Source organism: Pseudomonas sp. LS44, assembly GCF_024730785.1.
Taxonomy (GTDB): Bacteria; Pseudomonadota; Gammaproteobacteria; order Pseudomonadales; family Pseudomonadaceae; genus Aquipseudomonas.
On record NZ_CP102830.1, the window covers coordinates 4,231,911 to 4,257,017 of the forward strand.

The following is a 25,107-nucleotide window of genomic DNA, read 5'->3' on the forward strand; positions in this document are numbered from 1 at the left end:
CCTTAACGGTGTAAACGAGTGCCCAGGCCCATGGCCTGCCGGGCAAACCAGCGCTTGGCTGGCGGCAGCAGATCGAGGCCGAGCAGGCCGAGGTTGCGGCCGGCCGCGATCAGTGGTGTGGCATTGGAAAACAGACGGGTCACGCGATCGGAAAAACCCACGGTGAGTTGCTGATCGAGACGCTGCCGCTGGCAGTAGCGCTGCAGCGTGGCGAAGTCGCCGAGCGGCGCCTGAGTTTCCAGCAGCGCTTCGGCCAGCGCCCAGGTATCGCGCAACGACAGATTGAAACCCTGCCCGGCGATCGGATGCAGGCTGTGCGCGGCATTGCCGAGCACCACCAGGTGTCGGCGGATCTGTTCCTGCGCCTCGACCAGCGCCAGCGGATAGAGATGCCGTGCGCCGACCTGGCGCAAGGCGCCGAGGCGATAGCCAAACGCCGTCTGCAATTCCGCGAGAAAACTGCGCTCATCCAGCGCATGCAGACGCTTGGCGTCGGCATGCGCGCGACTCCAGACCAGCGCGCAGCGATTGTCCGCCAAGGGCAGCAGCGCCAGCGGACCATCGGCGGTGAAGCGTTCGAACGCCTGACCGCTGTGCGGCTGAGCCGGAGTGATATTGGCGATCAGCGCGCTCTGCGGATACGCGGTCTGATTGACGGTGATGCCCAGCTGTTCGCGCAACCCGGAGCGCCCGCCATCGGCGAGCACCGCCAGGCTGCAATCGAGGCTGCTGTCATCGTTGAGCAACAGCCGATAGCCGTCGTCGAGCGGCTGCATGCGCACCACTTCCGCCGGGCAGCGCCATTGCACCACCTGCTGATCCATGGCCTGCCACAGGCAGTGACCGAGCCAGGCGTTTTCCGCCACATAGCCCAGCGCCGGTACGCCTTCGTCCGCGGCGCGCAGGCGCGTGGCGCCGAAACGGCCACGGTCGGAGACGAGAATTTCGCGAATCGCTTCGGCCCGCTCGGCGATCTGTGGCCACACGCCGAGGCGCTCGAAGATCTGCCGGCTACCGAACGACAGTGCGGTGGAGCGCGCGTCGTAGCTCGGTTGATAGCCTTCGCCGGGGGCGAACGGCTCGATCAGCACGATCCGCCAACCGCGGGCCTTGGCCTCGCCCTGCAAGGCCAGCGCCAGGCTGGCGCCGACCAGACCGCCGCCAATGATGGCCAGTTCGCAACGGGTCATTGCCTCGCGCCTCCCAAGCCCAGGGCCAGGCTGGCGCCGAGCCGAGCACCAATGGCCCCGCCCCCGCCGCCGATGATTGCCAGGTCGAAACGTGCCATCAGGCCGCCTGAGTGCGGGCGGCGGCCATCAGCGCCTCGATCTCGGCGACGGTCTTGGGCACGCCGTTGGTCAGCACTTCGCAGCCGGTCTTGGTAACTACCACATCGTCTTCGATGCGCACGCCGATCCCGCGCCATTTCTTGGCGACATTCTGGTTATCCGGAGCGATATAGATGCCCGGCTCGACGGTCATCGCCATGCCCGGCTCGAGCACGCGCCACTCGCCGCCGACCTTGTAGTCGCCGACATCGTGCACGTCCATGCCCAGCCAGTGGCCGGCGCGGTGCATATAGAACGGTTTGTAGGCTTCGCTGGCGATCAGCTCTTCCAGCTCGCCCTGCAGCAGGCCGAGCTCGATCAGCCCGGCAGTGATCACTCGTACCGTGGCCTCGTGGGCTTCGTTCCAATGTTTGCCCGGGGCGATCTGCTCGAAGGCGGCCATGTTGGCATCGAGCACCAGCTGGTAGATGGCCTTCTGCTCGGGGCTGAAGGTGCCGTTGGCCGGGAAGGTGCGGGTGATGTCGCTGGCGTAGCAGTCGATTTCGCAGCCGGCGTCGATCAATACCAGATCGCCATCCTTGAGCGGCGCATCGTTCTCGCGGTAATGCAGGATGCAGGCGTTACGCCCGGTCGCGACGATCGACCCGTAGGCCGGCATCTTCGCCCCACCCTTGCGGAACTCGTAGTCCAGCTCGGCTTCCAGGTGATATTCGCTGAGCCCGGCACGGCTCACCTGCATGGCGCGAATGTGCGCGCGCGCGGAAATTTCAGCCGCTTCGCGCATCACTTTCACTTCGGCCGCGCTCTTGTACAGGCGCATGTCGTGCAGCAGGTGGTCTAGGGCAACGAATTCGTTTGGCGGCTGCGCACCCTGGCGCGCCTTGGAGCGGATCACGTTGACCCACTCCATCAAGTGCTGATCGAACTCCTGGTTGGTGCCAATCGCGTAGTAGACCCGCTCACGCCCTTCGATCAGGCCGGGCAGGATGTCGTCGATATCGCCGATCGGGAAGGCATCGTCGGCACCGTAGGTCTTGATCGCCCCGTCCTGACCGGCACGCAGACCGTCCCACAGCTCGCGCTCGGGATCGCGTTCACGGCAGAACAGCAGATATTCGCCATGCGCACGACCGGGAATCAGCACCAGCACCGCGTCCGGCTCGGGAAAGCCGCTGAGGTACTGGAAATCGCTGTCCTGACGGTACACATGCTCGACATCGCGATTGCGGATGTACACCGGCGCAGCCGGTAGGATGGCGATGCTGTTGGGTTCCATCTGGGCCATCAGCGCCTTGCGCCTACGGGCGTATTCCGCCTTGGGGATGCTGGTCATGGGCAGGGCTACTTCACTCAGTGCAGGGAAGGTTTCGGCGCGGCGGCCAGTGGCTTGGCACACTCGGTATATAGCAGCAACGGCGCGACCCGGAGGTATTCCATGACTTCCATATAGTCGCTTTCGCCGTCTTCGGACTCTTCCAGGGCGCTCTGCACCTGGGCGATGGCAGCCAGATCCTGGAGCACTTCCATGGCTTCACTGCTCAACGCGGTGTCCCGCGCGGTCAATCCGAAACCGCCGAGAAAGCCTTGGCACCATTGGCCCAACGCGGTCGCCCGCTCCGGCAGCGGCGCATCGTCGCCGGGCAGCAGCAGGATGATGGTCATGTCCTCGCCGGTCAGCTCGCCCTTGACCATTTCCTGCAGGCCGATCAGCGCCTGGCGCACGTTGTCCTGTGGGTCGCTGCCAAACAGCTCGGCGGCGTCCGCCAGCCAGGCATCAATATCGAAGCCGGCGCCGGCGCAGCTGCGCCCGAGCAACAGACCGTGCAGCTCGGCCGGGGAAACGGGGTTGCCGCTGCTGGCGAGCAGGGCGGCGAAAGCACTATAAGGGGAATTTTGCATGGGTATGGTCAGCTAGGCGCAACAGGGCGCAATGACTAGAATGGAGGCCTTGTATCCTAGCACCCGCAAGCGCGCCAAGACCATCGAACGGCCCGCCGGGTTTGCCCCATGCACGCCGCGCTCCTATATAGTGGCGTTGATCCCCAGCCCCTTGTGAGAGCCTATGGAAGACGCCGATCTGCGTGCGCTGACCGCCAAGTTGGACCTCCTGATCCGCCGCATCGAGCAACTCAAGGTCGACAACCAGCTCTTGCGAGCCGGTGAACAGGCCTGGCGCGAAGAACGCGCTCATCTGATTGAAAAGAACGAAATGGCCCGACTCAAGGTCGAATCGATGATTTCGCGCCTGAAAGCCTTGGAGCAGGACTCATGACCCAGTCGAATACCGTAAGCGTCCAGATTCTGGACAAAGAATATTGCATCGCCTGCCCTCCGGACGATCGCGCCAATCTGGAAAGCGCCGCGCGCTACTTGGACGGCAAAATGCGTGAGATCCGCATGAGCGGCAAAGTGATTGGCGCCGACCGGGTCGCGGTGATGGCTGCCCTGAATATCACCCACGACCTGCTGCACAAACAGCAGAACCTCGACCAACAGGCTAGCTCGAGCCGCGAGCAGGTCCGCACCCTGCTCGACCGCGTCGATCACGCCCTGGCCACCGATCAGGATGGCGGGCGAGACTGATTGCCGTGCGACGGATTGGGGTATACTTCCCGCCACTCCCTGGGGTGTGCGCCAGTTGGGGATGTCCCTGAGCCGATACGCACAAACCCGGGGGTTGCAAGTCGGGGCAGGTGTGCATGTCCGCCTGACGGAAAGCCTTAACGCCTCCTGCAACCTCCACCTTGAACTTTCGGGTTCAAGGGCTAAACCGACAGCGGCACGTCGGGGGGTCTTTCTCCTACAACTTGCGCCGTTCGGCGCGAGTTCAAACCGTAAACGTCACCCATGACCATGATCGACGCCTGCGCGCTCTCACGCCCGCAGTTGCGCCGCTTGCTGCGCCAGGCGCGGCGTGCGCTCAGCGCCCATGAGCAGCGCTGCGCCGCCCGTAAGCTCTATCGCCAACTCGCTCAGCACCCGCGGTTTCGCCGCGCCCGGCATATCGCCCTGTACTTGCCCAATGATGGCGAGATCGACCCACGCCCCCTGTTGCGCGCCGCCCAACGACGCGGCAAACACACTTACCTACCGGCTCTCAATCCGTGGCCGGCGACGCGTATGGTGTTTCAGCGCGTACTGCCACACGAAGGCCTGCGGGCCAATCGTTTTGGCATACTTGAGCCCCGCTTCGCGCCCCAGCGCCAACGCAAGGTCTGGACTCTGGATCTGCTGCTGCTGCCGTTGGTCGGTTTCGATGATCAGGGTGGTCGTCTGGGCATGGGCGGCGGATTCTACGACCGCAGCCTGGCCTATCGCAGCATGCGCAAAAATTGGCACAAGCCGACGCTACTGGGACTGGCCCATGAATGTCAGAAGGTCGAGAAGCTGGCGCTGGCCAGTTGGGATGTGCCCTTGCAGGCGACGGTGACGGATGAGGCGTGGTACGGACGGCAGTAAATGGTGCACCGCTTCCATGCGGCGCTGGCCTGTCCAGCTTAAGGTTGTTGCTTAAGCTCGATCGGCGCTTCGTTCTGGCGGTCCCATAAGCTCTGGGTGTAACCCGTGGTAACCATGCCCAGGCTGAATAGAATTACTAAAACCCACAGCAAATCTGGTTTACGTTTCATGTATTGCCTCCCCCTTCAAGGCAATCTCGTGCTGACCGGCGACGGTTATTGTTATTGGGCCGAACGGCAGCTTCAGCTAGCGCGGCATTCTCCGGTAAGGTGAAACTTCATGCAATTTCTGACACCAGCCGGCTGTCGACAAATTGCCGCCAACTGCTGACCGGCATCGTGGAGCAATATTCATGCCCTATTGGCTCATGAAATCGGAACCCGACGAACTGTCCATTCACGATCTTAACCGTCTCGGTCAGGCGCGCTGGGATGGGGTGCGCAATTATCAAGCGCGCAACTTCTTGCGCAGCATGCAACCAGGCGATTTGTTTTTCTTTTATCACTCCAGCTGTGCGCAACCGGGCATTGCCGGGATTGGCCGGATCGCCAACGCCGCCTACCCCGATCCCACCGCGCTCGACCCCGACAGTGCATATTTCGACAGCAAGGCGAGTACCGATAAAAATCCTTGGAGCGCGGTGGATGTCGAGTTTGTCGAGGCCTTTGCCGCGGTACTCACCCTGCCCCGTTTAAAGGCGGATAGCGCGTTAAGCGAGCTGCCCTTGGTGCAACGCGGCAGCCGCCTGTCGGTGATGCCAGTCAGCGAACAGCACTGGGCGGCGATACTAGTGCTGCGATAAACTTGCATGGCCAGTTGCCATCACACTTTTAGGTCGTTGTCGGGAGCGTCAATGTCGTCCGTTCGTTCCGTCTGGCCGGCTCGCGCCGCACTAGCGGTATTGCTGATTCTGCTCTGCGCCACCAGCGTATCGATCTGGCTACAGCTGGAACGTAGCCAGGCCCAGCGAATTAGCGAGCGCGTCGCCTATCAGGCTGGCAGCCTGGCCCAGCAACTGGACAACAGCCTGGCCGGGCAACTGCAACAGCTGAGTCTGCTCGCTGCGCTGTGGAGCCAGCACGGCCGCCTGCCACGTGACGAGTGGGAACGCTACGTGCGCTTCTCGCTGCAGAATTTCCATGGCTACCAGGCGATCCAGTGGCTCGACGCCGATCTGCGCATGCAGTGGATATTGCCGCAGGCCGGCAACGAGGCCGCGGCCAACTTCCAGCTCGGCCCGGAGCATCCCAATTACCCGCTGGCGATGGAAGCCAAGACCACTGGCCTGCCCCGCTTTTCCGACAGCTTTGCGCTGCTCCAGGGTGGGCGTGGACTGATCGTCTACACCCCGCTGTATCTGCACCGCACCAATCAGCCGGCGCAGTTCGACGGTTTCCTGCAGGGCGTGTTCCGTGTCGAAGGACTGATGGACGAGTTGCTCGATCGCCTCGACAGCCACGCCTTCAATGTCCGCCTGCTGGAAAATGGCCGACCGATCTACAGCCGCGAGGTGAGCACCTGGCTGCCCCAGCAGCAGCAACAAGAGCCACTGCATCTGCTGAACAATCAGCACTTCGCCCTGCAGCTCAGCCCCAGCGAGAAGCTCCTCGATGAGCTCAGCTCGCCGCTCCCCAGGTTGGTGCTTGGCGCCAGTCTGGCGATCAGCATGCTGTTGGTCGCTGCGCTGGCCCTGGCCCTGGAAAACTCCCGGCGAACGGCCGCCGTGCAACAGAGCAATCGGCGCCTGAACGAGGAAATTCGCCAGCGCGAGACCATCGAACAGACTCTCCGCGACAGCCGCGAACGCCTGCAATTGGTGGTCGACCTCACCGATTCCAGCCGCGACGGCCTGTTCATCATCAATCCGCACAACCGCGACATCCTGCATATGAACCAGGCCGCCTATGCCAGCCTGGGTTACAGCGCAGCGGAATTCGCGCAACTGCTGAAAGATGATCCGGAACAGCTGCTGCCCGGCTTCAATGCCCTGCTCGAGCAATCGCGGGCAACCCCCCCGGATGACCAACAAGGCCCACTATTCCAGCACCAAATGCGCCGCAGCGACGGCAGCATGCAAGCTGCGGAAATCAGCGCGCAGTGGGTGGAAGTGAATGGCCATGCCTATCTGATCGGCGTCTCGCGCGATAACAGCGAACGCCTGCAACTCGAAGCCCGCCTGCAGCGCCTGTCCCAGCAGGACGGCCTGACCGGGCTATACAACCGGCGCTTCTTCGACCGCCAGCTGCACAGCGAATGGCGCCGCCTGCGCCGGGTCGGGGCGCCACTGACCTTGCTGATGCTGGATATCGACCACTTCAAAGCCTACAACGATGCGCTCGGCCATCTCGCCGGCGATGACGCGCTGCGCCGAGTCAGCGCCGTGTTGCAGAGCTGCATGCAGCGCGAAGGCGATGCGGCGTGCCGCTATGGCGGGGAAGAGTTCACCCTGATCCTCATCGATACCGATCAGCAGGGCGCCGAACACATTGCTCAGCGCGTTCACGAGCTGATCGCCGAATTGCAGCTGCCGCATCCGGGCAGTCCCTTGGGCCGCTTGAGCATCAGCATCGGTCTGGCCACCTCGGAACCGACCAGCGATCAGGACCCCGAAGAGCTGGTCCAGCACAGCGACGAAGCGCTCTATCAAGCCAAGCACGCGGGCCGCAACCGCACGTGCGTGTGGCGCACCACGGATGCGCCAGACGACTAGCAGGTCGTTGAAAAACTACTGCGCTCGGCTATACCGCGTTGAAATCAGGCTCAAAATGCTCATTTACCACTCGTAAACTGCGCTTTTTCGCCTGATTTCGCCTTGCCTAGCCTTCGCTCGCTACGTTTTTCAACGGCCTGCTAAGCGTTACTGGATGATCAGGTTGTTAAACAGCAGATCGTCCACCAGCGGCTTGCCCTCTTCCTGGCTCAGCACCTGCTGGACTTGCTTGAGTGCCTCCTGGCGGAGCTTTTCCTTGGCTTCGAGGTCGCCCAGGCTGGCTTCAGTCTGCTGGGAAAACAGCATGACCAACTGATTGCGGATCAACGGTTCGTGATGCTCGACCTTGTCCTCAGCCTCGCTGCCCGTCACCCGCAGGGCAATGTCGGCCTTGAAGAATTTCAGATGCGTGCCGGAGCCAAAATTGCCGACGATGGCCGGCACCAGATTGACGTAAGCGACCTTCGGCGCCGCACCCTCCTTGTCTTCTTCCTTTGCATTAACCTGCACAGCGAACGGTAGAGCTATAACCAACAGCAGAGCGATCCAGGCTTTCACAGGGCGATCCTCGACGAATGAGGCGCCTAGCATAGCGAGCGCGCCGCCGGCACCCAAGCCCGACGCTTATGCAGCGCTATCAGAGCAGGCCATGCTCGTTGACCGCCCCGCCACCCTCTCTACACTCAGGCCCCAGAATAAGCAGAGGAACTCCCCATGAAAGCCGTGCTGTGCAAAGCCTTCGGTCCCGCCGAAACCCTGGTGCTGGAAGAAACCCCCAGCCCGGTACCGAAAAAATTCGAAGTGCTCCTCGATGTACATGCCGCCGGGGTCAACTTTCCCGACACCCTGATCATCGAGGGCAAGTACCAGTTCAAGCCACCGTTCCCGTTCTCGCCGGGTGGCGAGGCGTCCGGCGTGGTCGCCGCGGTCGGCGAGAAGGTCACCCACGTCAAACCCGGTGACCGGGTCATGGCGCTGACCGGCTGGGGCGCGTTCGCCGAGCAGGTCGCGGTCGGCGCGGACAAGGTGATGCCGATCCCGGCCAGCCTCGACTTCAACTCGGCCGCCGCGTTCGGCATGACCTACGGCACCTCGCTGCATGCCCTGAAACAGCGCGCCAACCTGCAGCCGGGCGAAACCCTGCTGGTACTCGGCGCCTCCGGCGGCGTCGGTCTGGCCGCGGTGGAGATCGGCAAGGCGATGGGCGCGCGGGTCATCGCCGCAGCGAGCAGCGCGGAGAAGCTGGCGGTGGCCAAGGCCGCCGGCGCCGACGAGCTGATCAACTACAGCGAAGAGAATCTGCGCGAGCGGATCAAGGAGATCACCGGCGAGCACGGCGTCGACGTGATCTATGACCCGGTCGGCGGTGAACTGCTCGAGCAGGCGTTCCGCAGCATCGCCTGGAACGGTCGCTTCCTGGTGGTCGGCTTCGCCAGCGGCGGCGGCATCCCGGCGCTGCCGGCCAACCTGCCGCTGCTCAAGGGCGCCTCGCTGGTCGGCGTGTTCTGGGGCGCGTTTGCCGCACGCCAGCCGCAGGACAACGCGGCGAACTTCCAGCAGCTGTTCAAGTGGCACGCCGAAGGCAAGCTCAAGCCGCTGGTGTCGAAAGTCTTCCCGCTGGCCAACGCCGCCGAGGCGATCGATCATCTCGGCCAGCGCAGGGCAGTCGGCAAGGTGGTGGTGGAAGTCCGGGGTTGATTTGAAAAAGCCCCGCGCAATGCGGGGCTCCTTCAAATAGTCAGCGCTAAATCTTGCGCCCTGGCTTACTGACGAAACCCAGAATGGCCAATGCCAACAAAATCAGGTTGGCCACCCAGAAGCGCACAGGCACTTCATCCTTGCTCACCCAGTGAAAATGCCCACGACCGAGCGCAATCGTACTCCCGGTGCGGAGACTCTCGATTAGCACGATCAGGCAAACAATACTCACCAGAGTCTGAAACAGCCGCAGCCAGCCCTCATTCATCGCCCTTCACTCGCGCGGCGCGTAGGCGAACACGTCGGCGCGCATCTGGTGCGCATCCATGCCCGCCGCGACCAGCGCGTCGAGGGTGCCGTAGACCATCGCCGGCGAGCCGCTGGCGTACACGTGCAGCGCTGAAAGGTCGGCAAAGTCCTCGCAGACTGCCTCGTGCAGCATGCCGCAGCGCCCGCCCCAGCTGCACAGCTCGCTGACCACGCGGTGCAGGTGCAGGTTGTCCAGACGCCGCCAGTCGTCCCAGTGCTCGAGCGCGTAGAAGTCGTCCGGCTGGCGCACGCCCCAGTACAGGTGCACCGGATGCTTGAAGCCGGTCGAGCGGCAATGCTCGATCAGGCTGTGCATCTGCGCCATGCCGGTGCCGGCGGCGATCAGCACCAGCGGGCCGTCCGGCAGTTCGGCCAGGTGGGTATCGCCGAACGGCAGCTGCACCCGCGCCAGGCGCGTGCGCTGCAGCTGGGCGAGAATCGCCTGAGTGCTGACCTCGCGATTGAGGACATGCAGCTCCAGCTCGCGGCCCTGATGCGGCGCCGAGGCCAGCGAGAACGCCGACCACTCGCCGTCGTCGCGCTCGAGCAGCAGGTACTGCCCGGCGTGATAGCGCGGCGGCTTGCCGGCCGGGGCGCGCAGGCGCACGCGCCAGACATCGCCACCCAGCTCGATACACTCGATCAACTGGCAGCTCAGGGTGCGCACCGGCAGTTCGCCGGGCGCCAGCACGCCGTCCCAGTGCAGCACGCAGTCTTGCAGCGGCTCGGCCAGGCAGGTGAACAGCTCGCCTTGGGCGATCTCGGCACCGGCCTGGCAAACCCGGCCTTCGACCAGCAGCGCCGCGCAGATATGGCAGTTGCCGTTGCGACAGGCCTGCGGACAGTCGTAGCCGAGGCGCCGCGCGGCATCGAGGATGCGCTCGCCGGAGTGCACATCGAGCACCGCGCCAGAGGGTTGCAGAGTAACTTTCACGATGCACGCTCTGTGGGAGCGAATTCATTCGCGAAACGGGCGCGGTGTGGATCGCGAATAGATTCGCTCCTACGCATCAATCGATCCCCAACTCGGCCCACAACGCGTCGACTCGTTGCTTGACCGCCTCGTCCTGGACGATCGCCCGACCCCATTCGCGGCTGGTCTCGCCCGGCCACTTGTGGGTGGCGTCGAGGCCCATCTTCGAGCCGAGACCGGAGATCGGCGAGGCGAAGTCGAGGTAGTCGATCGGCGTGTTGTCGATCAGCACGGTGTCGCGCTTGGGGTCCATGCGCGTGGTGATCGCCCAGATCACGTCGTTCCAGTCGCGCGCATTGACGTCGTCATCGGTGACGATGACGAACTTGGTGTACATGAACTGGCGCAGGAAGCTCCACACGCCGAGCATCACGCGCTTGGCGTGGCCGGGGTACTGCTTCTTGATGGTTACCACCGCCAGGCGATAGGAGCAGCCTTCCGGCGGCAGGTAGAAGTCGGTGATCTCCGGGAACTGCTTCTGCAGGATCGGCACGAACACTTCGTTGAGCGCCACGCCAAGCACCGCTGGCTCATCCGGCGGCCGCCCGGTGTAGGTGCTGTGGTAGATCGGCTTCTGGCGGCGGGTGATGCGCTCGACGGTGAACACCGGGAAACGGTCGACTTCGTTGTAGTAGCCGGTGTGATCGCCGTACGGGCCTTCGTCGGCCATCTCGCCGGGATGGATCACCCCTTCGAGGACGATTTCCGCGCTGGCCGGCACCTGCAGGTCGCTGCCGCGCGCCTTGACCAGCTCGGTGCGGTGACCACGCAACAGGCCGGCGAAGGCGTATTCGGAAAGGCTGTCAGGCACCGGGGTGACCGCGCCGAGAATCGTCGCCGGGTCGGCGCCTAGGGCCACGGCTACCGGATAAGGCTGGCCGGGAAATTTCTCACACCAGTCACGGAAATCCAGCGCGCCACCGCGATGACTGAGCCAGCGCATGATGACTTTATTGCGGCCGATTACCTGCTGACGGTAGATACCGAGGTTCTGCCGCTCCTTGTTCGGGCCCTTGGTGATGGTCAGGCCCCAGGTGATCAGCGGCGCCACGTCGCCGGGCCAGCAGGTTTGCACCGGCAGCTTGGTCAGGTCGACAGCCTCGCCTTCCTCGATCACTTCCTGGCACGGCGCGTCCTTGAGCACCTTGGGCGCCATAGCCAGGACTTTGCGAAAAACCGGCAGTTTCGCCCAGGCGTCTTTCAACCCCTTCGGCGGCTCCGGCTCCTTGAGGAAGGCCAGCAGCTTGCCAATTTCGCGCAGCTCGGAGACCTCCGCCGCGCCCATGCCCAGGGCCACGCGCTTGGGCGTGCCGAACAGGTTGCCGAGTACCGGCATGTCGAAGCCCGTGGGATTCTCGAACAGCAGCGCCGGGCCACCCTTGCGCAAGGTGCGGTCACAGATTTCGGTCATCTCGAGCACCGGCGAAACCGGCGTGTGGATGCGCTTGAGTTCGCCACGCTGTTCCAGGCCGCGGATAAAGTCGCGCAAGTCGCGATACTGCATGCTTGAGCCTCGTGTGGGGCGCGCAGGTCGGGGCGCAAAGTTTAGCGCCGAACCCGGGTATTCAGAAGGCGGACCAGAAGCCAGATGTGCAAAAGCCGGGTTTCCCCGGCTTCGGCGGCCTAGCCACGACTTATTTGCGCTTCATCGACATGAAGAATTCGTCGTTGGTCTTGGTGTCTTTGAGCTTATCGAGCATGAACTCAATGGCGGCGATTTCGTCCATCGGGTGCAGCAGCTTGCGCAGGATCCACATGCGTTGCAACTCGTCTTCGGCGGTCAGCAACTCTTCGCGGCGAGTGCCGGAGCGGTTGATATTGATCGCCGGGAACACGCGCTTCTCGGCGATACGGCGATCCAGGGGCAGTTCCATGTTGCCGGTGCCCTTGAATTCTTCGTAGATCACCTCGTCCATCTTCGAGCCAGTTTCTACCAGCGCGGTGGCGATGATGGTCAGCGAACCGCCTTCTTCGATGTTGCGCGCCGCGCCGAAGAAACGTTTCGGCTTCTCCAGGGCGTGGGCGTCGACACCACCGGTGAGGACCTTGCCGGAGCTCGGGATCACGGTGTTGTAGGCACGCGCCAGACGGGTGATCGAGTCGAGCAGGATAACCACGTCCTTCTTGTGTTCGACCAGGCGCTTGGCCTTCTCGATCACCATTTCGGCGACCTGCACGTGGCGGGTCGGCGGTTCGTCGAAGGTCGAGGCGACCACTTCGCCGCGCACGGTGCGCTGCATTTCGGTCACTTCTTCCGGGCGCTCGTCGATCAGCAGGACGATCAGGTGGCATTCGGGGTTGTTGCGGGTGATGTTGGCCGCGATGTTCTGCAGCATGATCGTTTTACCGGCTTTCGGCGGTGCCACGATCAACCCGCGCTGACCCTTGCCGATCGGCGCGCAGAGGTCGATGACCCGGCCGGTCAGGTCTTCGGTGGAACCGTTGCCGGCCTCCATCTTCAGACGCTTGTTGGGGAACAGCGGGGTAAGGTTTTCGAACAGAATCTTGTTCTTGGCGTTTTCCGGGCGGTCGTAGTTGATCGTGTCGACCTTGAGCAGGGCGAAGTAACGCTCGCCCTCTTTCGGCGGACGGATCTTGCCGACGATGGTGTCACCGGTACGCAGGTTGAAACGGCGGATCTGGCTGGGCGAGACGTAAATGTCGTCCGGCCCAGCGAGATAGGAAGAGTCCGCGGAGCGCAGGAAGCCGAAGCCGTCCTGGAGGATCTCCAGCACGCCATCACCGGAGATTTCCTCGCCACTTTTCGAGTGTTTTTTGAGCAGGGAGAAAATCACGTCCTGCTTGCGCGAACGGGCCATGTTCTCGATGCCCATTTGTTCGGCCATTTCCAACAGGTCGGTAATCGGCTTTTGCTTGAGTTCGGTCAGATTCATAGGAATGACGTAATCGTAAGGAAGGGGAAAATAAGCTCTGGGCTTAAGAGGCCGCGTCGCGAAAGAATGCGACAGGTCGCGTACTTATTGGATTAGGAGAGCGTCGACGGCGGCTGGAGGGCAGCGGAGAAACCGCTGCGTGGGCGAATTTACCATCGCCCTGGCGGAAACGTCTAGTAGCACGACATAAAAAACCCTGCTCGAGGCAGGGCTTTTTTTCACGACTTAGATGTTGCTGTCGAGGAATGCCGCCAACTGCGACTTGGACAGTGCACCGACCTTGGTGGCCTCGACGTTGCCGTTCTTGAACAGCATCAGGGTCGGGATGCCACGCACGCCGTATTTCGGCGGGGTGTCCTGGTTTTCGTCGATGTTCAATTTGCAGACCTTCAGTTTGCCTTGATAGGTCTGGGCGATTTCGTCGAGCACCGGGGCAATCATTTTGCACGGGCCGCACCACTCCGCCCAGTAGTCGACCAGCACCGGGCCATCAGCCTGGAGTACATCTTGATCGAAGCTGGCGTCGCTGACGTTGGTGATGAATTCGCTCATGGAAAGTCTCCGTGGTCGGAAGCAAAAAGTGGCCGCCATCATAGCCCGGCTCGGCGGTGGCCGAAAGCCGCAGCCGATTGAGCTTTGCTATGGCTCAGTGCATGAAAGCTGATCGTGGCAGGCTTGCAAGGAACCGCACAAACGCCACGCTAGCGCTGCCGCAACATCGCTGTCACAGCCTGGAAGCAGAATCGAGGATGAGCCGATAGTGCTCGCCAGCCCGCCTGCCGACAACCCCAGAGCCGCCGCATGAATCGACTGACCGTGCCGTTCGAGTGCACCGTTCCGCGCTTCGCGTTGGCGTTGTTGGCCTATCATGGCACGATGTCGCGGATACGCCTCGAGAACCGAATCATGCCGCAAAGCCCAGCGAAGAATTTCTCCCATATCGCCGCCATTGACCTCGGCTCGAACAGCTTCCATATCGTTCTAGCCAAGGCTGACCATGGCGAGATCCGCATTCTTGAGCGGCTCGGGGAGAAAGTTCAGCTCGCAGCAGGAATTGATGAGCAGCGCCTGCTCAGCGAAGAAGCGATGCAGCGCGGGGTCGATTGCTTGCGCCGCTTTGCCCAGCTGACCAACGGCCTGCCGCAAGGTGCCGTACGTATCGTCGGCACCAACGCACTGCGCGAAGCACGGAATCGCAGCGAATTCATCCGCCGCGCCGAAGCCGTGCTCGGCCATCCGGTGGAAGTGATTTCCGGCCGCGAAGAAGCGCGTCTGATTCACTTGGGGGTCTCGCACACCCTTGCCGATACGCCGGGCAAACGCCTGATCGCCGACATTGGCGGAGGCAGCACCGAATTCATCATCGGCCAGCGCTTCGAGCCGCTGCTGCGGGAAAGCCTGCAGATGGGCTGCGTGAGTTTCACCCAACGTTATTTCAAGGACGGCAAGATCACTCCGGCCCGCTACGCCCAGGCCTACACCGCAGCGCGTCTGGAGCTGATGGGCATCGAGCAGAGTCTGCGCCGGCTCGGCTGGCAGGAAGCGGTCGGCGCGTCCGGCACCCTGCGCGCCGTGGGACTGGCCAGCAAGGCCGCAGGCCACGGCAATGGCGAGGTCAATCCGGAGGGCATCGCCTGGCTGAAGCGCAAACTGTTGAAGCTGGGCGATGCGGACAAACTCGACCTCGATGGGATCAAGCCGGATCGACGGGCGATTTTTCCAGCCGGCCTGGCGATCTGCGAGGCAATCTTCGACGCGCTCGAACTGAAAAGCATGGCCCACTCCGATGGCGCCCTGCGCGAAGGCGTACTGTATGACCTGCTCGGCCGCCATCACCATGAGGACGTCCGCGAGCGCACCCTCAGTGCGCTGATGGAGCGCTATCGCGTCGATGTGGATCAGGCAGCCCGCGTCGAAGCCAAGGCCTTGAAGGCCCTGGAAAGCGTCGCCGACGCCTGGCAACTGGATGATGACTGGCACCACGAACTGCTCAGCTGGGCGGCGCGCGTCCATGAACTCGGCCAGGACATCGCGCATTACCACTATCACAAGCACGGCGCCTATCTGATCGAACACTCCGACCTGGCCGGCTTTTCACGCCAGGACCAGTTGATGCTTGCCCTGTTGGTTCGCGGCCATAGGCGCAACATTCCGCAGGAGCGCTTCGCCGAGTTTGGCGATGAAGGCGTGCAGCTGATTCGCCTCTGCGTGCTGCTGCGCTTCGCGATTCTCTTCCATCACATCCGTGGTACCCAGGAAATGCCCACGGTGCAGCTGCAGGCCGGCGCCCGCAGTCTCGATGTGGTGTTTCCGGCTGGGTGGCTGGAAGCCAACCCGCTGACCCAGGCGGATTTCGAGCAAGAAGCCGAGTGGCTCAAACGGATCGATTTCACCCTCAACGTCCGTTAACGCCTGCGCGACCCCGCGACAGGCGTTTCTCGAACCATCCGCAAAGTGCTCCTCAGCGCACGCTGACTACCGGCGTGGTCAGCTTGTCGAACAGGATCTGCTGCGCGCTGCGGGCGTTCTGGTTACCGGTCGGGCTATTGCGCAGATAGCGACCATCCGGCTGCAATTGCCAGCTGTGGGTATTGTCGCTGAGATAAGTCTCAAGCTCTTTTTTCACCCGCAGAATCAACTTGCGACCTTCCACCGGGAAGCAGGTTTCGACCCGTTTATCGAGGTTGCGCTCCATCCAGTCGGCGCTGGACAGGTACAGCTGTTCGTCGCCGTTGTTGTGGAAGTAGTAGATCCGCGTGTGCTCGAGGAAGCGGCCGATGATCGAGCGTACCTGGATATTGTGTGACACCCCCGGCACGCCCGGGCGCAGACAGCACATGCCGCGCACCACCAAATCGATCTTCACCCCAGCCTGGCTGGCCTTGTACAGCGCGCGGATGATCTTCGGATCGGTCAGCGAATTGAACTTGGCCATGATGTGCGCCGACTTGCCCTCGCTGGCGTGCTGGGTCTCGCGGGCGATCAGATCGAGCATGCCCTTCTTCAAGGTGAACGGAGCGTGCAGCAGCTTCTTCATGCGCAGCGTCTTGCCCATGCCGATCAGTTGGCTGAACAGTTTGGAGACGTCCTCGCCGAGCGCCACGTCGGCGGTCAGCAGGCTGTAGTCGGTGTACAGACGGGCGTTGCCGGCGTGGTAGTTGCCGGTGCCAAGGTGCGCGTAACGGCGCAGTTCGCCGTTCTCGCGGCGCAGGATGAGGATCATCTTGGCGTGGGTCTTGAAGCCGACCACGCCGTAGATCACCACCGCACCGGCGGCCTGCAGACGGCTGGCCAGCTGCAGGTTGGATTCCTCGTCGAAACGCGCACGCAGTTCGATCACCGCGGTGACCTCCTTGCCGTTACGCGCCGCCTCGACCAGCGCGTCGACGATCTCCGAGTTGGCCCCGGCGCGATACAGGGTCTGCTTGATCGCCAGCACGTTGGGATCCTTGGCGGCCTGGCGCAGCAGGTCGACCACCGGAGTAAACGACTCGAACGGGTGCAGCAGCAGCACGTCCTGCTTGCCGATCACGTTGAAGATGTTCTCGGCGTTCTGCAGCAGCTTGGGGATCACCGGAGTGAACGGCTTGTTCTGCAGCTCCGGATGGCTGTCCAGGCCGGTGATGCTGAACAGGCGGGTCAGGTTAACCGGACCATTGACCCGGTACAGCTCGCTGTCGCTGAGGTTGAACTGCTTGAGCAGGTAGTCGGACAGGTGCGCCGGACAGGTATCGACCACCTCGAGGCGCACGCCATCGCCATAGCGGCGCGAGAACAGTTCGCCGCGCAGCGCGCGGGCCAGGTCCTCGACATCCTCGGTGTCCACCGACAGGTCGGCGTTACGGGTCAGGCGGAACTGGTAGCAGCCCTTGACCTTCATACCGGGGAACAGGTCGTCGGCGTGGGCGTGGATCATCGAGGAGAGGAACACGTAGTTGTCGCCGGGGCCGCTGATCTCTTCCGGCACCTTGATGATCCGCGGCAGCAGGCGCGGCGCCGGGATGATCGCCAAACCGGAATCGCGGCCGAAGGCGTCGATGCCCTCCAGTTCGACGATGAAGTTCAGGCTCTTGTTTACTAACAAGGGGAAGGGATGCGTCGGGTCGAGGCCGATCGGGGTGATGATCGGCGCGATCTCGTCGCGGAAGTAGCGGCGCACCCAGGCCTTGAGCTTGACGGTCCAGAAACGCCGGCGGATGAAGTTGATCTGGTGCTTGGCCAGCGCCGGGAACAGCACGTCGTTGAGGATCGCGTACTGGCGGCCGACCTGCTCGTGCACCAGCTCGCTGATCCGCGCCAGCGCCTGGTGCGGCTGCAGGCCGTCGGCGCCGGCCTGTTCGCGGGCGAAGGTGATCTGCTTTTTCAGCCCGGCGACGCGAATCTCGAAGAATTCGTCGAGGTTGCTGGAGAAGATCAGCAGGAACTTCAACCGCTCGAGCAACGGGTAGGACTCGTCCAGCGCCTGCTCCAGCACGCGGATATTGAATTTCAGCTGCGACAGCTCGCGGTGAATGTACAGGCTGCTGTCATCCAGGCTGGGCACGACCAGCGGCGCGGCAATCGGCTCGGCCGGCAGGTGTTCCACGACGACGCTGGGTGGCGCCGCCTCGACCACGGCGTCGCCAGCTTCGACGAGCGGCGCTTCGACCGGTGTCTCGGTCAGCGCCGGGTCCAGGGGTTCAGCCTTGAGCAATGCACTATCTGTAAGTCCAGCGGTGTTCATCGAATCCTTCCTGGGGCGATCTATTGCCCCTGTTGTAACAGTTCTGCCGCACGCGCGGCGAAGTAGGTGAGGATGCCATCGGCGCCAGCGCGTTTGAAAGCGGTCAACGATTCGAGAATCACCGCCTCGCTGAGCCAGCCGTTCTGGATCGCCGCCATGTGCATGGCGTACTCACCGCTGACCTGATAGACAAAGGTCGGCACGCGGAATTCCTGTTTCACCCGATAGAGGATGTCGAGGTATGGCATGCCCGGCTTGACCATCACCATGTCGGCGCCTTCGGCCAGATCGGCGGCCACCTCGTGTAGCGCTTCGTCGCTGTTGGCCGGGTCCATCTGATAGCTAGCCTTGTTGGCCTTGCCGAGGTTGGCGGCCGAGCCGACCGCATCGCGGAACGGGCCGTAGTAGGCGCTAGCGTACTTGGCCGAGTAGGCCATGATCCGCACGTTGGTGTGGTCGGCCAGCTCCAGCGCTTCGCGGATCGCCTGGATGCGCCCGTCCATCATGTCCGATGGCGCGACCACCTGAGCGCCGGCATCGGCATGCGAGAGCGCCTGTTTGACCAGCGCGTCGACGGTGATGTCGTTCTGCACGTAACCGCTGTCGTCGAGGATGCCATCCTGGCCGTGGGTGGTGAACGGGTCGAGGGCCACGTCGGCGATCACCCCGAGCTCGGGGAAGCGTTCACGCAAGGCGCGAATCGCGCGCTGGGCGATGCCCTCTGGATTCCAGGCCTCGCTGCCGTCCAGCGACTTCTTCTCGACCGGCGTCACTGGGAACAGCGCCAGCGCCGGAATCCCCAGCTCGACCCAACGCTCGGCCGCCTGCAACAGCAAGTCAATCGACAGGCGCTCAACCCCCGGCATCGATGGCACCGCCTCGCGGCGGTTTTCGCCGTCGAGCACGAACACCGGCAAAATCAGGTCGGCGACGGTCAAAACGTGCTCGCGCACCAGACGGCGGGAAAACTCATCACGACGATTGCGGCGCAGGCGGGTGGCGGGAAACAGGCGATTGGCGGGGGTAAAGCTCACGGCAGACTCCAGGGCGAGTTTGACACTATAGGCCGTCATTATGACCAAACTATGACGCCCGCGGCTGAAGTGCGACCGGAGGCCGCAGCCATCCGGGCGACGGAACGAGGTCGCCGGCGCCGAGCGGCTGATTGATCGCCCGCGATATCAGCATGCTTTGCCGTTGTGCCCGGCGCGGGTTAGGCTGCGCGTTCATTTCGCTGCCCGCGCTGACGATGCTCCAAAATCTCCTGCAGGACTTCGGCTACTTCGCCCTGTTTCTCGGCACCTTCTTCGAGGGCGAGACCATTCTGGTGCTGGCCGGCTTTCTGGCGTTTCGCGGCTACCTGGACATCAACGCGGTGATCGCCACGGCGTTCTTCGGCAGCTATGCCGGCGACCAGTTGTGGTACTACCTGGGCCGTCACAAGGGCCGGGAAATCCTCGCCCGCCGCCCGCGCTGGACTCTCCTCGGCGAAAAAGCCCTGATCTATGTGCGCCGCCATCCCGACTTGTGGGTGCTGAGCTTTCGCTTCGTCTACGGTCTGCGTACGGTGATGCCGGTGGCGATCGGCTTGTCCGGTTATCCGCCGCTGCGCTACCTGATCCTCAATGGCATCGGCGCGATTATCTGGGCAGTGGCCCTGGGCCTGGCCGCCTTCCACTTCGGCAACGTGCTGGAAGGCATCCTCGGCAACATCAAGAAGTACGAGCTGTGGGTGCTCGGCGGCCTGGTCGCCCTCGGCGCCGCGCTCTGGCTGTGGCGCCGCCTGCGCACGCCACGCATCTGATCAGGCCACTTGCGCTGCGGGCTTGGCGAGCCGCGGTAGATAGATCCCTGCCACGCTGAGCAGGCTGTACAGGCCGAGCAGACTCCAGGCCTCCGGCCCCTCCGGCAGCCAGCCGCCCAGTTGCGCCAGCCACAACAGCGGCAGGTTGAGCAGCAGGCGCAGCCACTCCAGGGGCAGCGCCCAGGGACGGCTCTCCAGCCAGGTGCCGAGGGCATACAGACCGAAGGCCATCCAGCCCCACCCGAGCAGTTGGCCGGCCAGCGGCCACGGCTCGGACCAGCCCAGCAGATAGATGCCGCCGGCGACGTAGAGGGCGAACTGCAGCGTGGCATAGAGCTGCGCCGCGCGCCCCAGCGGCACCTCGAATTTGACGAAGTTGGCCAGATCCGGTTTGGCCTGCGGGTAGCGTGCGGCGACGTCCGCCGGACGCCAGCCGGTGCGCATGAACCAGATGCGCAGCTTGTCCCAACGCGACTCGGCGCGTACCGCGTCGTGCCACAGCACCGCATAGAACTGCAGGTTGGCCCACAACGGGTTCCAGCTGCGCAGTGGCGTGGTCACTCCGAAGACTACCGGCTCGGCATCCAGCTCCTCCTGAAAGGTACCGAACAGACGATCCCAGACAATGAACACGCCGCCGTAGTTGCGATCCATATACACAGGGTTCTGCGCATGATGGACGCGATGATTGGACGGCGTGATGAACAGCCATTCGAACCAGCCGAGCTTGGGCACATGGCGGGTATGCACCCAGAACTGATAGAGCAGGTTGAGCGCCGCCACGGTCAGAAACACCAGCGGCGGCACGCCGACCAGGGCCATCGGCAGATAGAAGATCCAGCCAAAAATAAACCCGGTACTGGTCTGCCGCAGCGCGGTGGAGAGGTTGTACTCCTCGCTCTGGTGATGCACCGAATGCGCGGCCCACAGCACGTTGCGCTCATGGCCGAGGCGATGGTTCCAGTAGTAGCAAAAGTCATAGAAGACGAACGCGAACAGCCAGACCCAGAGGTTGTCGGCCGTCAGGCCGAAGACCCCCCAATGCTGCCAGGCGAAGGTATAGGTGAGCAGGCCGAGGGCCTTGGTCAACAGGCCGCTGGTGGTCGAGAGCACCCCGGCGCTGAGACTGTTGACCGCGTCGGCCAGGCGATAAGTGCTGACCCCACGCCAGCGATCGGCGAGCAACTCGAGGCCGATCAGCAGGAAAAAAAACGGTACCGCGAAAAGGACGTAGTTCATGGCTCACCACAGGCTTCGGCCCGGCAGCAGTCCGGGATCATCACCCGCGATGCTACTCCTGTCGTCCCGCCACTCCAGAGCAGGGAGCGCCAGGGCAAGTTGCATTTGGCGACAGCGCTGCGCCGCTAACGTCCCGCCCGCCGGGTCGCGACAAGCACACACGCGCGCGGCGAGGCATGAAATACTTGCGTCATATCCCCCTCAGGAGTGCCTCCCATGAATAAAAAAGTTGCCGTGATCCTCTCCGGCTGCGGCGTTTACGACGGCGCGGAAATCCATGAAAGCGTGATCACCCTGCTGCGTCTCGACCAACGCGGCGCCGAAGTGCAGTGCTTCGCGCCGAACATCGCGCAATTGCACGTGATCAACCATGTGACTGGTGAGGAAATGCCCGAGACCCGCAACGTGCTGGTCGAGTCGGCGCGGATTGCCCGCGGCAACATCAAGGATCTGCGCGACGCCAAGGTCGAAGATTTCGATGCGCTGATCGTGCCCGGCGGCTTCGGCGCGGCGAAGAATCTTTCCGACTTCGCCATCAACGGCAGCGACTGCACCGTACAGCCCGAAGTCCTGGCCTTGGCCAAAGGCTTCGCCGCCGCCGGCAAACCGGTCGGCCTGATCTGCATCGCCCCGTCGATGGCCGCGCGCATCTACGGCGAAGGGGTGATCTGCACCATCGGCAGCGACGCCGACACCGCCGCTGCGCTGGAAGCCATGGGTGCCAGCCATGAGGAATGCACGGTCGGCGAAGTCGTCGAAGATGCCCAGCACAAACTGGTCACCACCCCGGCCTACATGCTCGCCCAGTCGATCAGCGAAGCCGCTTCGGGCATCAACAAGCTGGTCGATCGCGTGCTGGAATTGACCACTTCCGCCTAACAGGCCGCACCCAGCAGGCTGATCGCGCCAAAGCGCAGGCCCCTCCGGCCGCGCCTCTGGCCGACGGGGCTCGACTGACGCAGAGTGCCCCTTCATCTTTCGCAGCGACGATGACCATGGCCAACGAGCATTTCGAACTGAGCGCCGACGTACAGCTGGCGGTCAGTACATTCTTCAAGCGCATCCCGTTCAACCAAGTGCTGGGCATCGAGATCGAATCGCTGAGCAACGAGCAGGTGGTCATGCGCCTGCCGATGAAACCCGAACTGATCGGTAATTTCGTCCACGGCATCCTCCACGGCGGGGTGATTTCATCACTGCTGGATGTCTGCGGCGGCGCCATGGCGCTGATCGGCGCCTTCGCCAACCACCGCCACCTGCCCGGGCCGGAACGCCTGCTGCAACTGTCCAAGCTGGGCACCATCGACCTGCGCATCGACTACCTGCGGCCTGGGCGTGGCGAGCATTTCATCGCCACCGCGTTGCCGCTACGCACCGGCAACAAGGTCGCGGTAGTCCGCATGGAGTTGCACAGCGACGATGGCACGCTGGTAGCGGTGGGCACCGGCACCTATTTGTGCGGTTGAAACGAGCGACTGGCTAGGGTGGAAAACCGCGAAGCCAGCAGGTAGCCCGGATGAAATCCGGGAATATCGCCGTCTCCCTGTCGTTCAGCCCTTCGCCAGCCGGGTGAGGATGCGATCCAGCGAGTTGGCGAACGCCTGCTTCTCGCGTTCGCCATAGGCCGCCTGGCCGCCACCGACCTGGCCCTGCTCACGCAGATCGGTAAACAGATTGCGCACCGCCAGCCGCTCGCCCATGTTCCGCTCATCGAACTCGCGGCCCCGCGGGTCGAGGGCCGCGACGCCTTTCTTGATCAAGCGATCGGCCAATGGCACATCGCTGCAGATCACCAGTTCGCCGGGCATGGCGTGCTCGACCAGATAATCGTCCGCCGCATCCGGGCCGCTCGGTACGACGATCAGCCGCACGCAGGCGAAGGCCGGCTTGATCTGGCTCTGCCCGGCCACCAGCACCACCTCGAAGCGACGCTTGAGGGCGAACTTGACCAGCTGATCCTTGGCCGCCTTGGGACAGGCATCGGCATCGATCCACACACGCATGATTGAGTTCCGCAGAAGCAAAAACGGGCGGCCAGTCTGCAACCGGCCGCCCGTGTTCTCAAGCCAAGCAAGCGTTTATACGGCGGGCACGCGCTTGCGCTCGGCGAGCTTGCTGCGCCCGTACAGCACCACCACCGCCAGCAAGGCCAGCGCCTGAGCCGCCAGCGAGTAGGCGTCGGCGTGGATGCCCAGCCAGTCAAAGTCGAAGAAGGCCACCGGATGGGTGCCAAACACCCCGGCTTCCTGCAGCGCCTTGACCCCGTGGCCGGCGAAGACCACCGACAATGCACAGAGCAGCGCTGCGTTGATGCCGAAGAATAGGCCCAACGGCAGGCGAGCCGAGCCGCGCAGGATGATCCAGGCCAGGCCGATCAACAGCACCACAGCCACCCCGGCGCCGGCGATCACCGCGCCATGGCCAACCGGACCGGCCTGCAGCCAGAGCGTTTCATAGAACAGAATGACTTCGAACAGCTCGCGGTACACCGAAAAGAACGCCAGCGCGGCGAAGCCGAAGCGCCCGCCGCCGCCAACCAGGCTGCTCTTGATGTAGTCCTGCCAGGCCGCGGCATGCCGGCGGTCGTGCATCCACACGCCGAGCCACAGGACCATGACGCTGGCGAACAGCGCCGTGCAGCCTTCCATCAGCTCGCGCTGGGCACCGCCGACATCGATCAGGTACGCCGCCACCGCCCAGGTGGCGAGCCCGGCGAGCATCGCCAGGCCCCAGCCAATGTGCACGCTGCGGGTCGCCGCCTGCTGGCCGGTGTTGCGCAGGAAGGCGAGGATCGCCGCCAGCACCAGAATCGCCTCGAGCCCTTCGCGCAGCAGGATCAGCAAGCTGGACACGAAGCTCAGCGACTGGCTCAGGCCTTCGCCGCCGAGTGCTTCGGCGGACGCCTTGAGCTTGCTCTGGGCGACGTCCAGCAGTTGCGCCGCTTCGTCGACCGGACGCGCGTCCTGCACCGCCTGCCGGTAAGCCATCAGGGACTTCTCGGTCTCCATGCGCAGCGCGGCATCGAGGTTGTCGAGCGAACTTTCGACCAGCTCGAAGCCTTCCAGATAGGCCGCCACCGACAGGTCATAGGCCTGTTCGTGGTCGCCGGCGCGGTAGGCCGCGAGGCTCTTGTCGAGCGTGCTGGCGGTGTAGTCGAGCAGCTGCCTGGGCCCGCGTTGGACCACTGGCGGCTGGGCGCGCTGGGCACGGAACGCGGCGACCGCCTCGGCGCCCTGGCTGGCGGCGATTTCCGCCGGGGTCTGGCGGGCCAGCTCGGCGAGATCGAAACGCTGACTGCCAGCACTAGCCGGCGCGGCGCTGAAACTGGCGATATAGCTAGCGAGGTCCCAGCGCTGGCGCTCGTCGAGCTGATCGGCGAAGGCCGGCATATCACTGCCATCGATGCCCAGGCCGAGGGTATTGAACAACGCGTAGAGACTCAGCTGATCGAACCGCGCCGGATCGCGCAGGTCGCCCGGCGGCGGTTCCAGACCCACGCCTGCCGGACCATCGCCGGCCCCCGCGTCGCCATGGCAGACCGCGCAATGCTGGGCATACAACGGCGCGCCCCGGCTCGGGTCGGGGGTGATCAACGGTGCCTGGCTGATCTCGTACGCCGCCGCGAGTTGCGCGCCCAGATGCCGCGCCTGGCGCACCACGCTGAGCCCTTCTGCAGGTTGCTGGGCCGCCGCCAGCAACGCCGCGGCGCTTTGTACCAGCGCCGCCTGTTGCGGTCGTGCGGGCAGGCCGCCGAGCAATTCTTGCACTTGGTTGAGCGATTGCAGCTGTTGGCGATCGCGCTCCGTATCGCGCACTTGGGCGGTCGCTGCGCTAGCCGAATAGTCGGCACTGAAGTAATCGAGCAGATGCAGCGCCTGCACGGCGCCGTCGAGGGTTTCGGCGCGCAGCGAGGCACTGCAGAGCGCCAGCCAGGACAGCAGCAAGCCGGCGATGAAGCGGGAAGGAAGGGGCATGAATAAACGCAAATGAGAATGGAAGACGGGTAATT

At 63.6% G+C, this 25,107-nt stretch carries 25 protein-coding genes and 1 other RNA gene; 11 read left to right on the forward strand and 15 right to left on the reverse strand.

The features are described 5' to 3' along the window. Positions 1–2 precede the first annotated feature (2 nt). The 3 genes from ubiH to NVV93_RS18990 form a co-directional block, all read right to left on the reverse strand. Entirely contained in the window at positions 3–1,190 is a 1,188-nt protein-coding gene (gene ubiH, locus NVV93_RS18980) for a 2-octaprenyl-6-methoxyphenyl hydroxylase (protein WP_258252215.1), read from the reverse strand. A 97-nt stretch (positions 1,191–1,287) separates the two neighbouring features. Then, the gene (gene pepP / locus NVV93_RS18985; protein WP_258252216.1) at positions 1,288–2,622 is read right to left on the reverse strand and encodes a Xaa-Pro aminopeptidase; all 1,335 of its coding nucleotides are present in this window, start codon (positions 2,620–2,622) and stop codon (positions 1,288–1,290) included. Positions 2,623–2,639: 17 nt separating this feature from the next. After that, complete coding sequence (locus NVV93_RS18990) at positions 2,640–3,194, reverse strand: YecA family protein (protein ID WP_258254419.1); 555 nt, start codon at positions 3,192–3,194, stop codon at positions 2,640–2,642. A gap of 157 nt (positions 3,195–3,351) precedes the next feature. Between NVV93_RS18990 and NVV93_RS18995 the strand changes: the two genes are divergently transcribed. The 4 genes from NVV93_RS18995 (at position 3,352) to NVV93_RS19010 (ending at position 4,748) form a co-directional block, all read left to right on the forward strand. Then, positions 3,352–3,561 (forward strand): TIGR02449 family protein, encoded by a 210-nt coding sequence (locus NVV93_RS18995; protein ID WP_258252217.1) that lies wholly within the window; start codon positions 3,352–3,354, stop codon positions 3,559–3,561. Further along, a complete protein-coding gene (locus tag NVV93_RS19000) occupies positions 3,558–3,872 on the forward strand; it encodes a cell division protein ZapA (protein ID WP_258252218.1) in 315 nt (104 codons plus the stop codon). The genes NVV93_RS18995 and NVV93_RS19000 overlap by 4 nt, the downstream gene beginning before the upstream one ends. A 33-nt stretch (positions 3,873–3,905) precedes the next feature. Next, positions 3,906–4,084: non-coding RNA, 6S RNA (gene ssrS / locus NVV93_RS19005), on the forward strand. Positions 4,085–4,142: 58 nt separating this feature from the next. Continuing rightward, entirely contained in the window at positions 4,143–4,748 is a 606-nt protein-coding gene (locus NVV93_RS19010) for a 5-formyltetrahydrofolate cyclo-ligase (protein ID WP_258254420.1), read from the forward strand. A 38-nt stretch (positions 4,749–4,786) separates the two neighbouring features. Here the strand turns inward: NVV93_RS19010 and NVV93_RS19015 are convergent, their stop codons facing one another. Continuing rightward, positions 4,787–4,918, reverse strand: coding sequence for a hypothetical protein (locus tag NVV93_RS19015; protein ID WP_258252219.1), 132 nt, complete (start codon positions 4,916–4,918; stop codon positions 4,787–4,789). A gap of 182 nt (positions 4,919–5,100) precedes the next feature. Between NVV93_RS19015 and NVV93_RS19020 the strand changes: the two genes are divergently transcribed. Together NVV93_RS19020 and NVV93_RS19025 are read left to right on the forward strand one after the other, a co-directional pair. Further along, positions 5,101–5,550 carry an EVE domain-containing protein gene (locus NVV93_RS19020; protein ID WP_258252220.1) on the forward strand — a complete coding sequence of 150 codons (450 nt, stop codon included), beginning with the start codon at positions 5,101–5,103 and terminating at the stop codon, positions 5,548–5,550. A gap of 51 nt (positions 5,551–5,601) precedes the next feature. Next, complete coding sequence (locus NVV93_RS19025) at positions 5,602–7,458, forward strand: diguanylate cyclase (protein WP_258252221.1); 1,857 nt, start codon at positions 5,602–5,604, stop codon at positions 7,456–7,458. Between the two features lie 147 nt (positions 7,459–7,605). On the opposite strand, the gene NVV93_RS19030 is transcribed toward NVV93_RS19025, so the two are convergent. After that, positions 7,606–8,016, reverse strand: coding sequence for a flagellar basal body-associated protein FliL (locus tag NVV93_RS19030; RefSeq protein ID WP_258252222.1), 411 nt, complete (start codon positions 8,014–8,016; stop codon positions 7,606–7,608). 156 nt (positions 8,017–8,172) lie between these two features. On the opposite strand from NVV93_RS19030, the gene NVV93_RS19035 reads away from it, so the two are divergent. Then, on the forward strand, positions 8,173–9,156 hold the full coding sequence (locus tag NVV93_RS19035) for an NADPH:quinone oxidoreductase family protein (protein WP_258252223.1): 984 nt from the start codon (positions 8,173–8,175) through the stop codon (positions 9,154–9,156). Positions 9,157–9,202: 46 nt separating this feature from the next. Here the strand turns inward: NVV93_RS19035 and NVV93_RS19040 are convergent, their stop codons facing one another. From NVV93_RS19040 to trxA, 5 genes are all read right to left on the reverse strand, one after another. Next, positions 9,203–9,424: a hypothetical protein gene (locus NVV93_RS19040; RefSeq protein ID WP_258252224.1), complete on the reverse strand. Its 222-nt coding sequence runs from the start codon at positions 9,422–9,424 to the stop codon at positions 9,203–9,205. A gap of 6 nt (positions 9,425–9,430) precedes the next feature. Then, entirely contained in the window at positions 9,431–10,399 is a 969-nt protein-coding gene (locus tag NVV93_RS19045; protein WP_258252225.1) for a CDP-6-deoxy-delta-3,4-glucoseen reductase, read from the reverse strand. 76 nt (positions 10,400–10,475) lie between these two features. Further along, on the reverse strand, positions 10,476–11,942 hold the full coding sequence (gene ubiD, locus NVV93_RS19050; protein WP_258252226.1) for a 4-hydroxy-3-polyprenylbenzoate decarboxylase: 1,467 nt from the start codon (positions 11,940–11,942) through the stop codon (positions 10,476–10,478). 130 nt (positions 11,943–12,072) lie between these two features. Continuing rightward, positions 12,073–13,332, reverse strand: a complete 1,260-nt coding sequence (gene rho, locus NVV93_RS19055) for a transcription termination factor Rho (protein WP_258252227.1) — start codon at positions 13,330–13,332, stop codon at positions 12,073–12,075. Between the two features lie 225 nt (positions 13,333–13,557). Further along, a complete protein-coding gene (gene trxA, locus NVV93_RS19060) occupies positions 13,558–13,884 on the reverse strand; it encodes a thioredoxin TrxA (protein ID WP_119895418.1) in 327 nt (108 codons plus the stop codon). Positions 13,885–14,238: 354 nt separating this feature from the next. On the opposite strand from trxA, the gene ppx reads away from it, so the two are divergent. After that, positions 14,239–15,741 (forward strand): exopolyphosphatase, encoded by a 1,503-nt coding sequence (gene ppx / locus NVV93_RS19065; protein WP_258254421.1) that lies wholly within the window; start codon positions 14,239–14,241, stop codon positions 15,739–15,741. A gap of 52 nt (positions 15,742–15,793) precedes the next feature. Here the strand turns inward: ppx and ppk1 are convergent, their stop codons facing one another. Further along, positions 15,794–18,055 carry a polyphosphate kinase 1 gene (gene ppk1 / locus NVV93_RS19070; protein WP_258252228.1) on the reverse strand — a complete coding sequence of 754 codons (2,262 nt, stop codon included), beginning with the start codon at positions 18,053–18,055 and terminating at the stop codon, positions 15,794–15,796. Between the two features lie 20 nt (positions 18,056–18,075). Then, positions 18,076–19,089: a porphobilinogen synthase gene (gene hemB / locus NVV93_RS19075; protein ID WP_258252229.1), complete on the reverse strand. Its 1,014-nt coding sequence runs from the start codon at positions 19,087–19,089 to the stop codon at positions 18,076–18,078. Positions 19,090–19,304: 215 nt separating this feature from the next. Here hemB and NVV93_RS19080 point away from each other — a divergent pair, with 215 nt between their 5' ends. Continuing rightward, positions 19,305–19,859 (forward strand): DedA family protein, encoded by a 555-nt coding sequence (locus NVV93_RS19080; RefSeq protein WP_258252230.1) that lies wholly within the window; start codon positions 19,305–19,307, stop codon positions 19,857–19,859. Here NVV93_RS19080 and NVV93_RS19085 read toward each other — a convergent pair whose 3' ends face one another. After that, on the reverse strand, positions 19,860–21,098 hold the full coding sequence (locus tag NVV93_RS19085) for a sterol desaturase family protein (protein WP_258252231.1): 1,239 nt from the start codon (positions 21,096–21,098) through the stop codon (positions 19,860–19,862). It lies immediately after the preceding gene. A 216-nt stretch (positions 21,099–21,314) separates the two neighbouring features. On the opposite strand from NVV93_RS19085, the gene elbB reads away from it, so the two are divergent. Both elbB and NVV93_RS19095 read left to right on the forward strand, forming a co-directional pair. Next, complete coding sequence (gene elbB / locus NVV93_RS19090; protein WP_258252232.1) at positions 21,315–21,977, forward strand: isoprenoid biosynthesis glyoxalase ElbB; 663 nt, start codon at positions 21,315–21,317, stop codon at positions 21,975–21,977. A 116-nt stretch (positions 21,978–22,093) separates the two neighbouring features. Next, the gene (locus NVV93_RS19095) at positions 22,094–22,564 is read left to right on the forward strand and encodes a thioesterase family protein (RefSeq protein ID WP_258252233.1); all 471 of its coding nucleotides are present in this window, start codon (positions 22,094–22,096) and stop codon (positions 22,562–22,564) included. A gap of 84 nt (positions 22,565–22,648) precedes the next feature. Here the strand turns inward: NVV93_RS19095 and NVV93_RS19100 are convergent, their stop codons facing one another. Together NVV93_RS19100 and NVV93_RS19105 are read right to left on the reverse strand one after the other, a co-directional pair. After that, positions 22,649–23,101 carry a YaiI/YqxD family protein gene (locus tag NVV93_RS19100; RefSeq protein WP_258252234.1) on the reverse strand — a complete coding sequence of 151 codons (453 nt, stop codon included), beginning with the start codon at positions 23,099–23,101 and terminating at the stop codon, positions 22,649–22,651. A gap of 75 nt (positions 23,102–23,176) precedes the next feature. Then, positions 23,177–25,072, reverse strand: a complete 1,896-nt coding sequence (locus NVV93_RS19105) for a cytochrome c/FTR1 family iron permease (RefSeq protein ID WP_258252235.1) — start codon at positions 25,070–25,072, stop codon at positions 23,177–23,179. Positions 25,073–25,107: the final 35 nt, after the last annotated feature.

What these genes read in the sequence shown, in the direction of transcription:
- trxA (WP_119895418.1), bottom strand. Translation starts at nt 13,884, where the DNA reads ATGAGCGAATTCATCACCAACGTCAGCGACGCCAGCTTCGATCAAGAT.
- ubiD (WP_258252226.1), bottom strand. Translation starts at nt 11,942, where the DNA reads ATGCAGTATCGCGACTTGCGCGACTTTATCCGCGGCCTGGAACAGCGT.
- NVV93_RS18995 (WP_258252217.1), top strand. Translation starts at nt 3,352, where the DNA reads ATGGAAGACGCCGATCTGCGTGCGCTGACCGCCAAGTTGGACCTCCTG.
- NVV93_RS19105 (WP_258252235.1), bottom strand. Translation starts at nt 25,072, where the DNA reads ATGCCCCTTCCTTCCCGCTTCATCGCCGGCTTGCTGCTGTCCTGGCTG.
- NVV93_RS19080 (WP_258252230.1), top strand. Translation starts at nt 19,305, where the DNA reads ATGCTCCAAAATCTCCTGCAGGACTTCGGCTACTTCGCCCTGTTTCTC.
- NVV93_RS19025 (WP_258252221.1), top strand. Translation starts at nt 5,602, where the DNA reads ATGTCGTCCGTTCGTTCCGTCTGGCCGGCTCGCGCCGCACTAGCGGTA.
- ppk1 (WP_258252228.1), bottom strand. Translation starts at nt 18,055, where the DNA reads ATGAACACCGCTGGACTTACAGATAGTGCATTGCTCAAGGCTGAACCC.
- ppx (WP_258254421.1), top strand. Translation starts at nt 14,239, where the DNA reads ATGCCGCAAAGCCCAGCGAAGAATTTCTCCCATATCGCCGCCATTGAC.
- NVV93_RS19035 (WP_258252223.1), top strand. Translation starts at nt 8,173, where the DNA reads ATGAAAGCCGTGCTGTGCAAAGCCTTCGGTCCCGCCGAAACCCTGGTG.
- pepP (WP_258252216.1), bottom strand. Translation starts at nt 2,622, where the DNA reads ATGACCAGCATCCCCAAGGCGGAATACGCCCGTAGGCGCAAGGCGCTG.
- ubiH (WP_258252215.1), bottom strand. Translation starts at nt 1,190, where the DNA reads ATGACCCGTTGCGAACTGGCCATCATTGGCGGCGGTCTGGTCGGCGCC.
- NVV93_RS19095 (WP_258252233.1), top strand. Translation starts at nt 22,094, where the DNA reads ATGGCCAACGAGCATTTCGAACTGAGCGCCGACGTACAGCTGGCGGTC.
- NVV93_RS19040 (WP_258252224.1), bottom strand. Translation starts at nt 9,424, where the DNA reads ATGAATGAGGGCTGGCTGCGGCTGTTTCAGACTCTGGTGAGTATTGTT.
- NVV93_RS19020 (WP_258252220.1), top strand. Translation starts at nt 5,101, where the DNA reads ATGCCCTATTGGCTCATGAAATCGGAACCCGACGAACTGTCCATTCAC.
- NVV93_RS19010 (WP_258254420.1), top strand. Translation starts at nt 4,143, where the DNA reads ATGATCGACGCCTGCGCGCTCTCACGCCCGCAGTTGCGCCGCTTGCTG.
- rho (WP_258252227.1), bottom strand. Translation starts at nt 13,332, where the DNA reads ATGAATCTGACCGAACTCAAGCAAAAGCCGATTACCGACCTGTTGGAA.
- NVV93_RS19085 (WP_258252231.1), bottom strand. Translation starts at nt 21,098, where the DNA reads ATGAACTACGTCCTTTTCGCGGTACCGTTTTTTTTCCTGCTGATCGGC.
- elbB (WP_258252232.1), top strand. Translation starts at nt 21,315, where the DNA reads ATGAATAAAAAAGTTGCCGTGATCCTCTCCGGCTGCGGCGTTTACGAC.
- NVV93_RS19000 (WP_258252218.1), top strand. Translation starts at nt 3,558, where the DNA reads ATGACCCAGTCGAATACCGTAAGCGTCCAGATTCTGGACAAAGAATAT.
- NVV93_RS19100 (WP_258252234.1), bottom strand. Translation starts at nt 23,101, where the DNA reads ATGCGTGTGTGGATCGATGCCGATGCCTGTCCCAAGGCGGCCAAGGAT.
- NVV93_RS19015 (WP_258252219.1), bottom strand. Translation starts at nt 4,918, where the DNA reads ATGAAACGTAAACCAGATTTGCTGTGGGTTTTAGTAATTCTATTCAGC.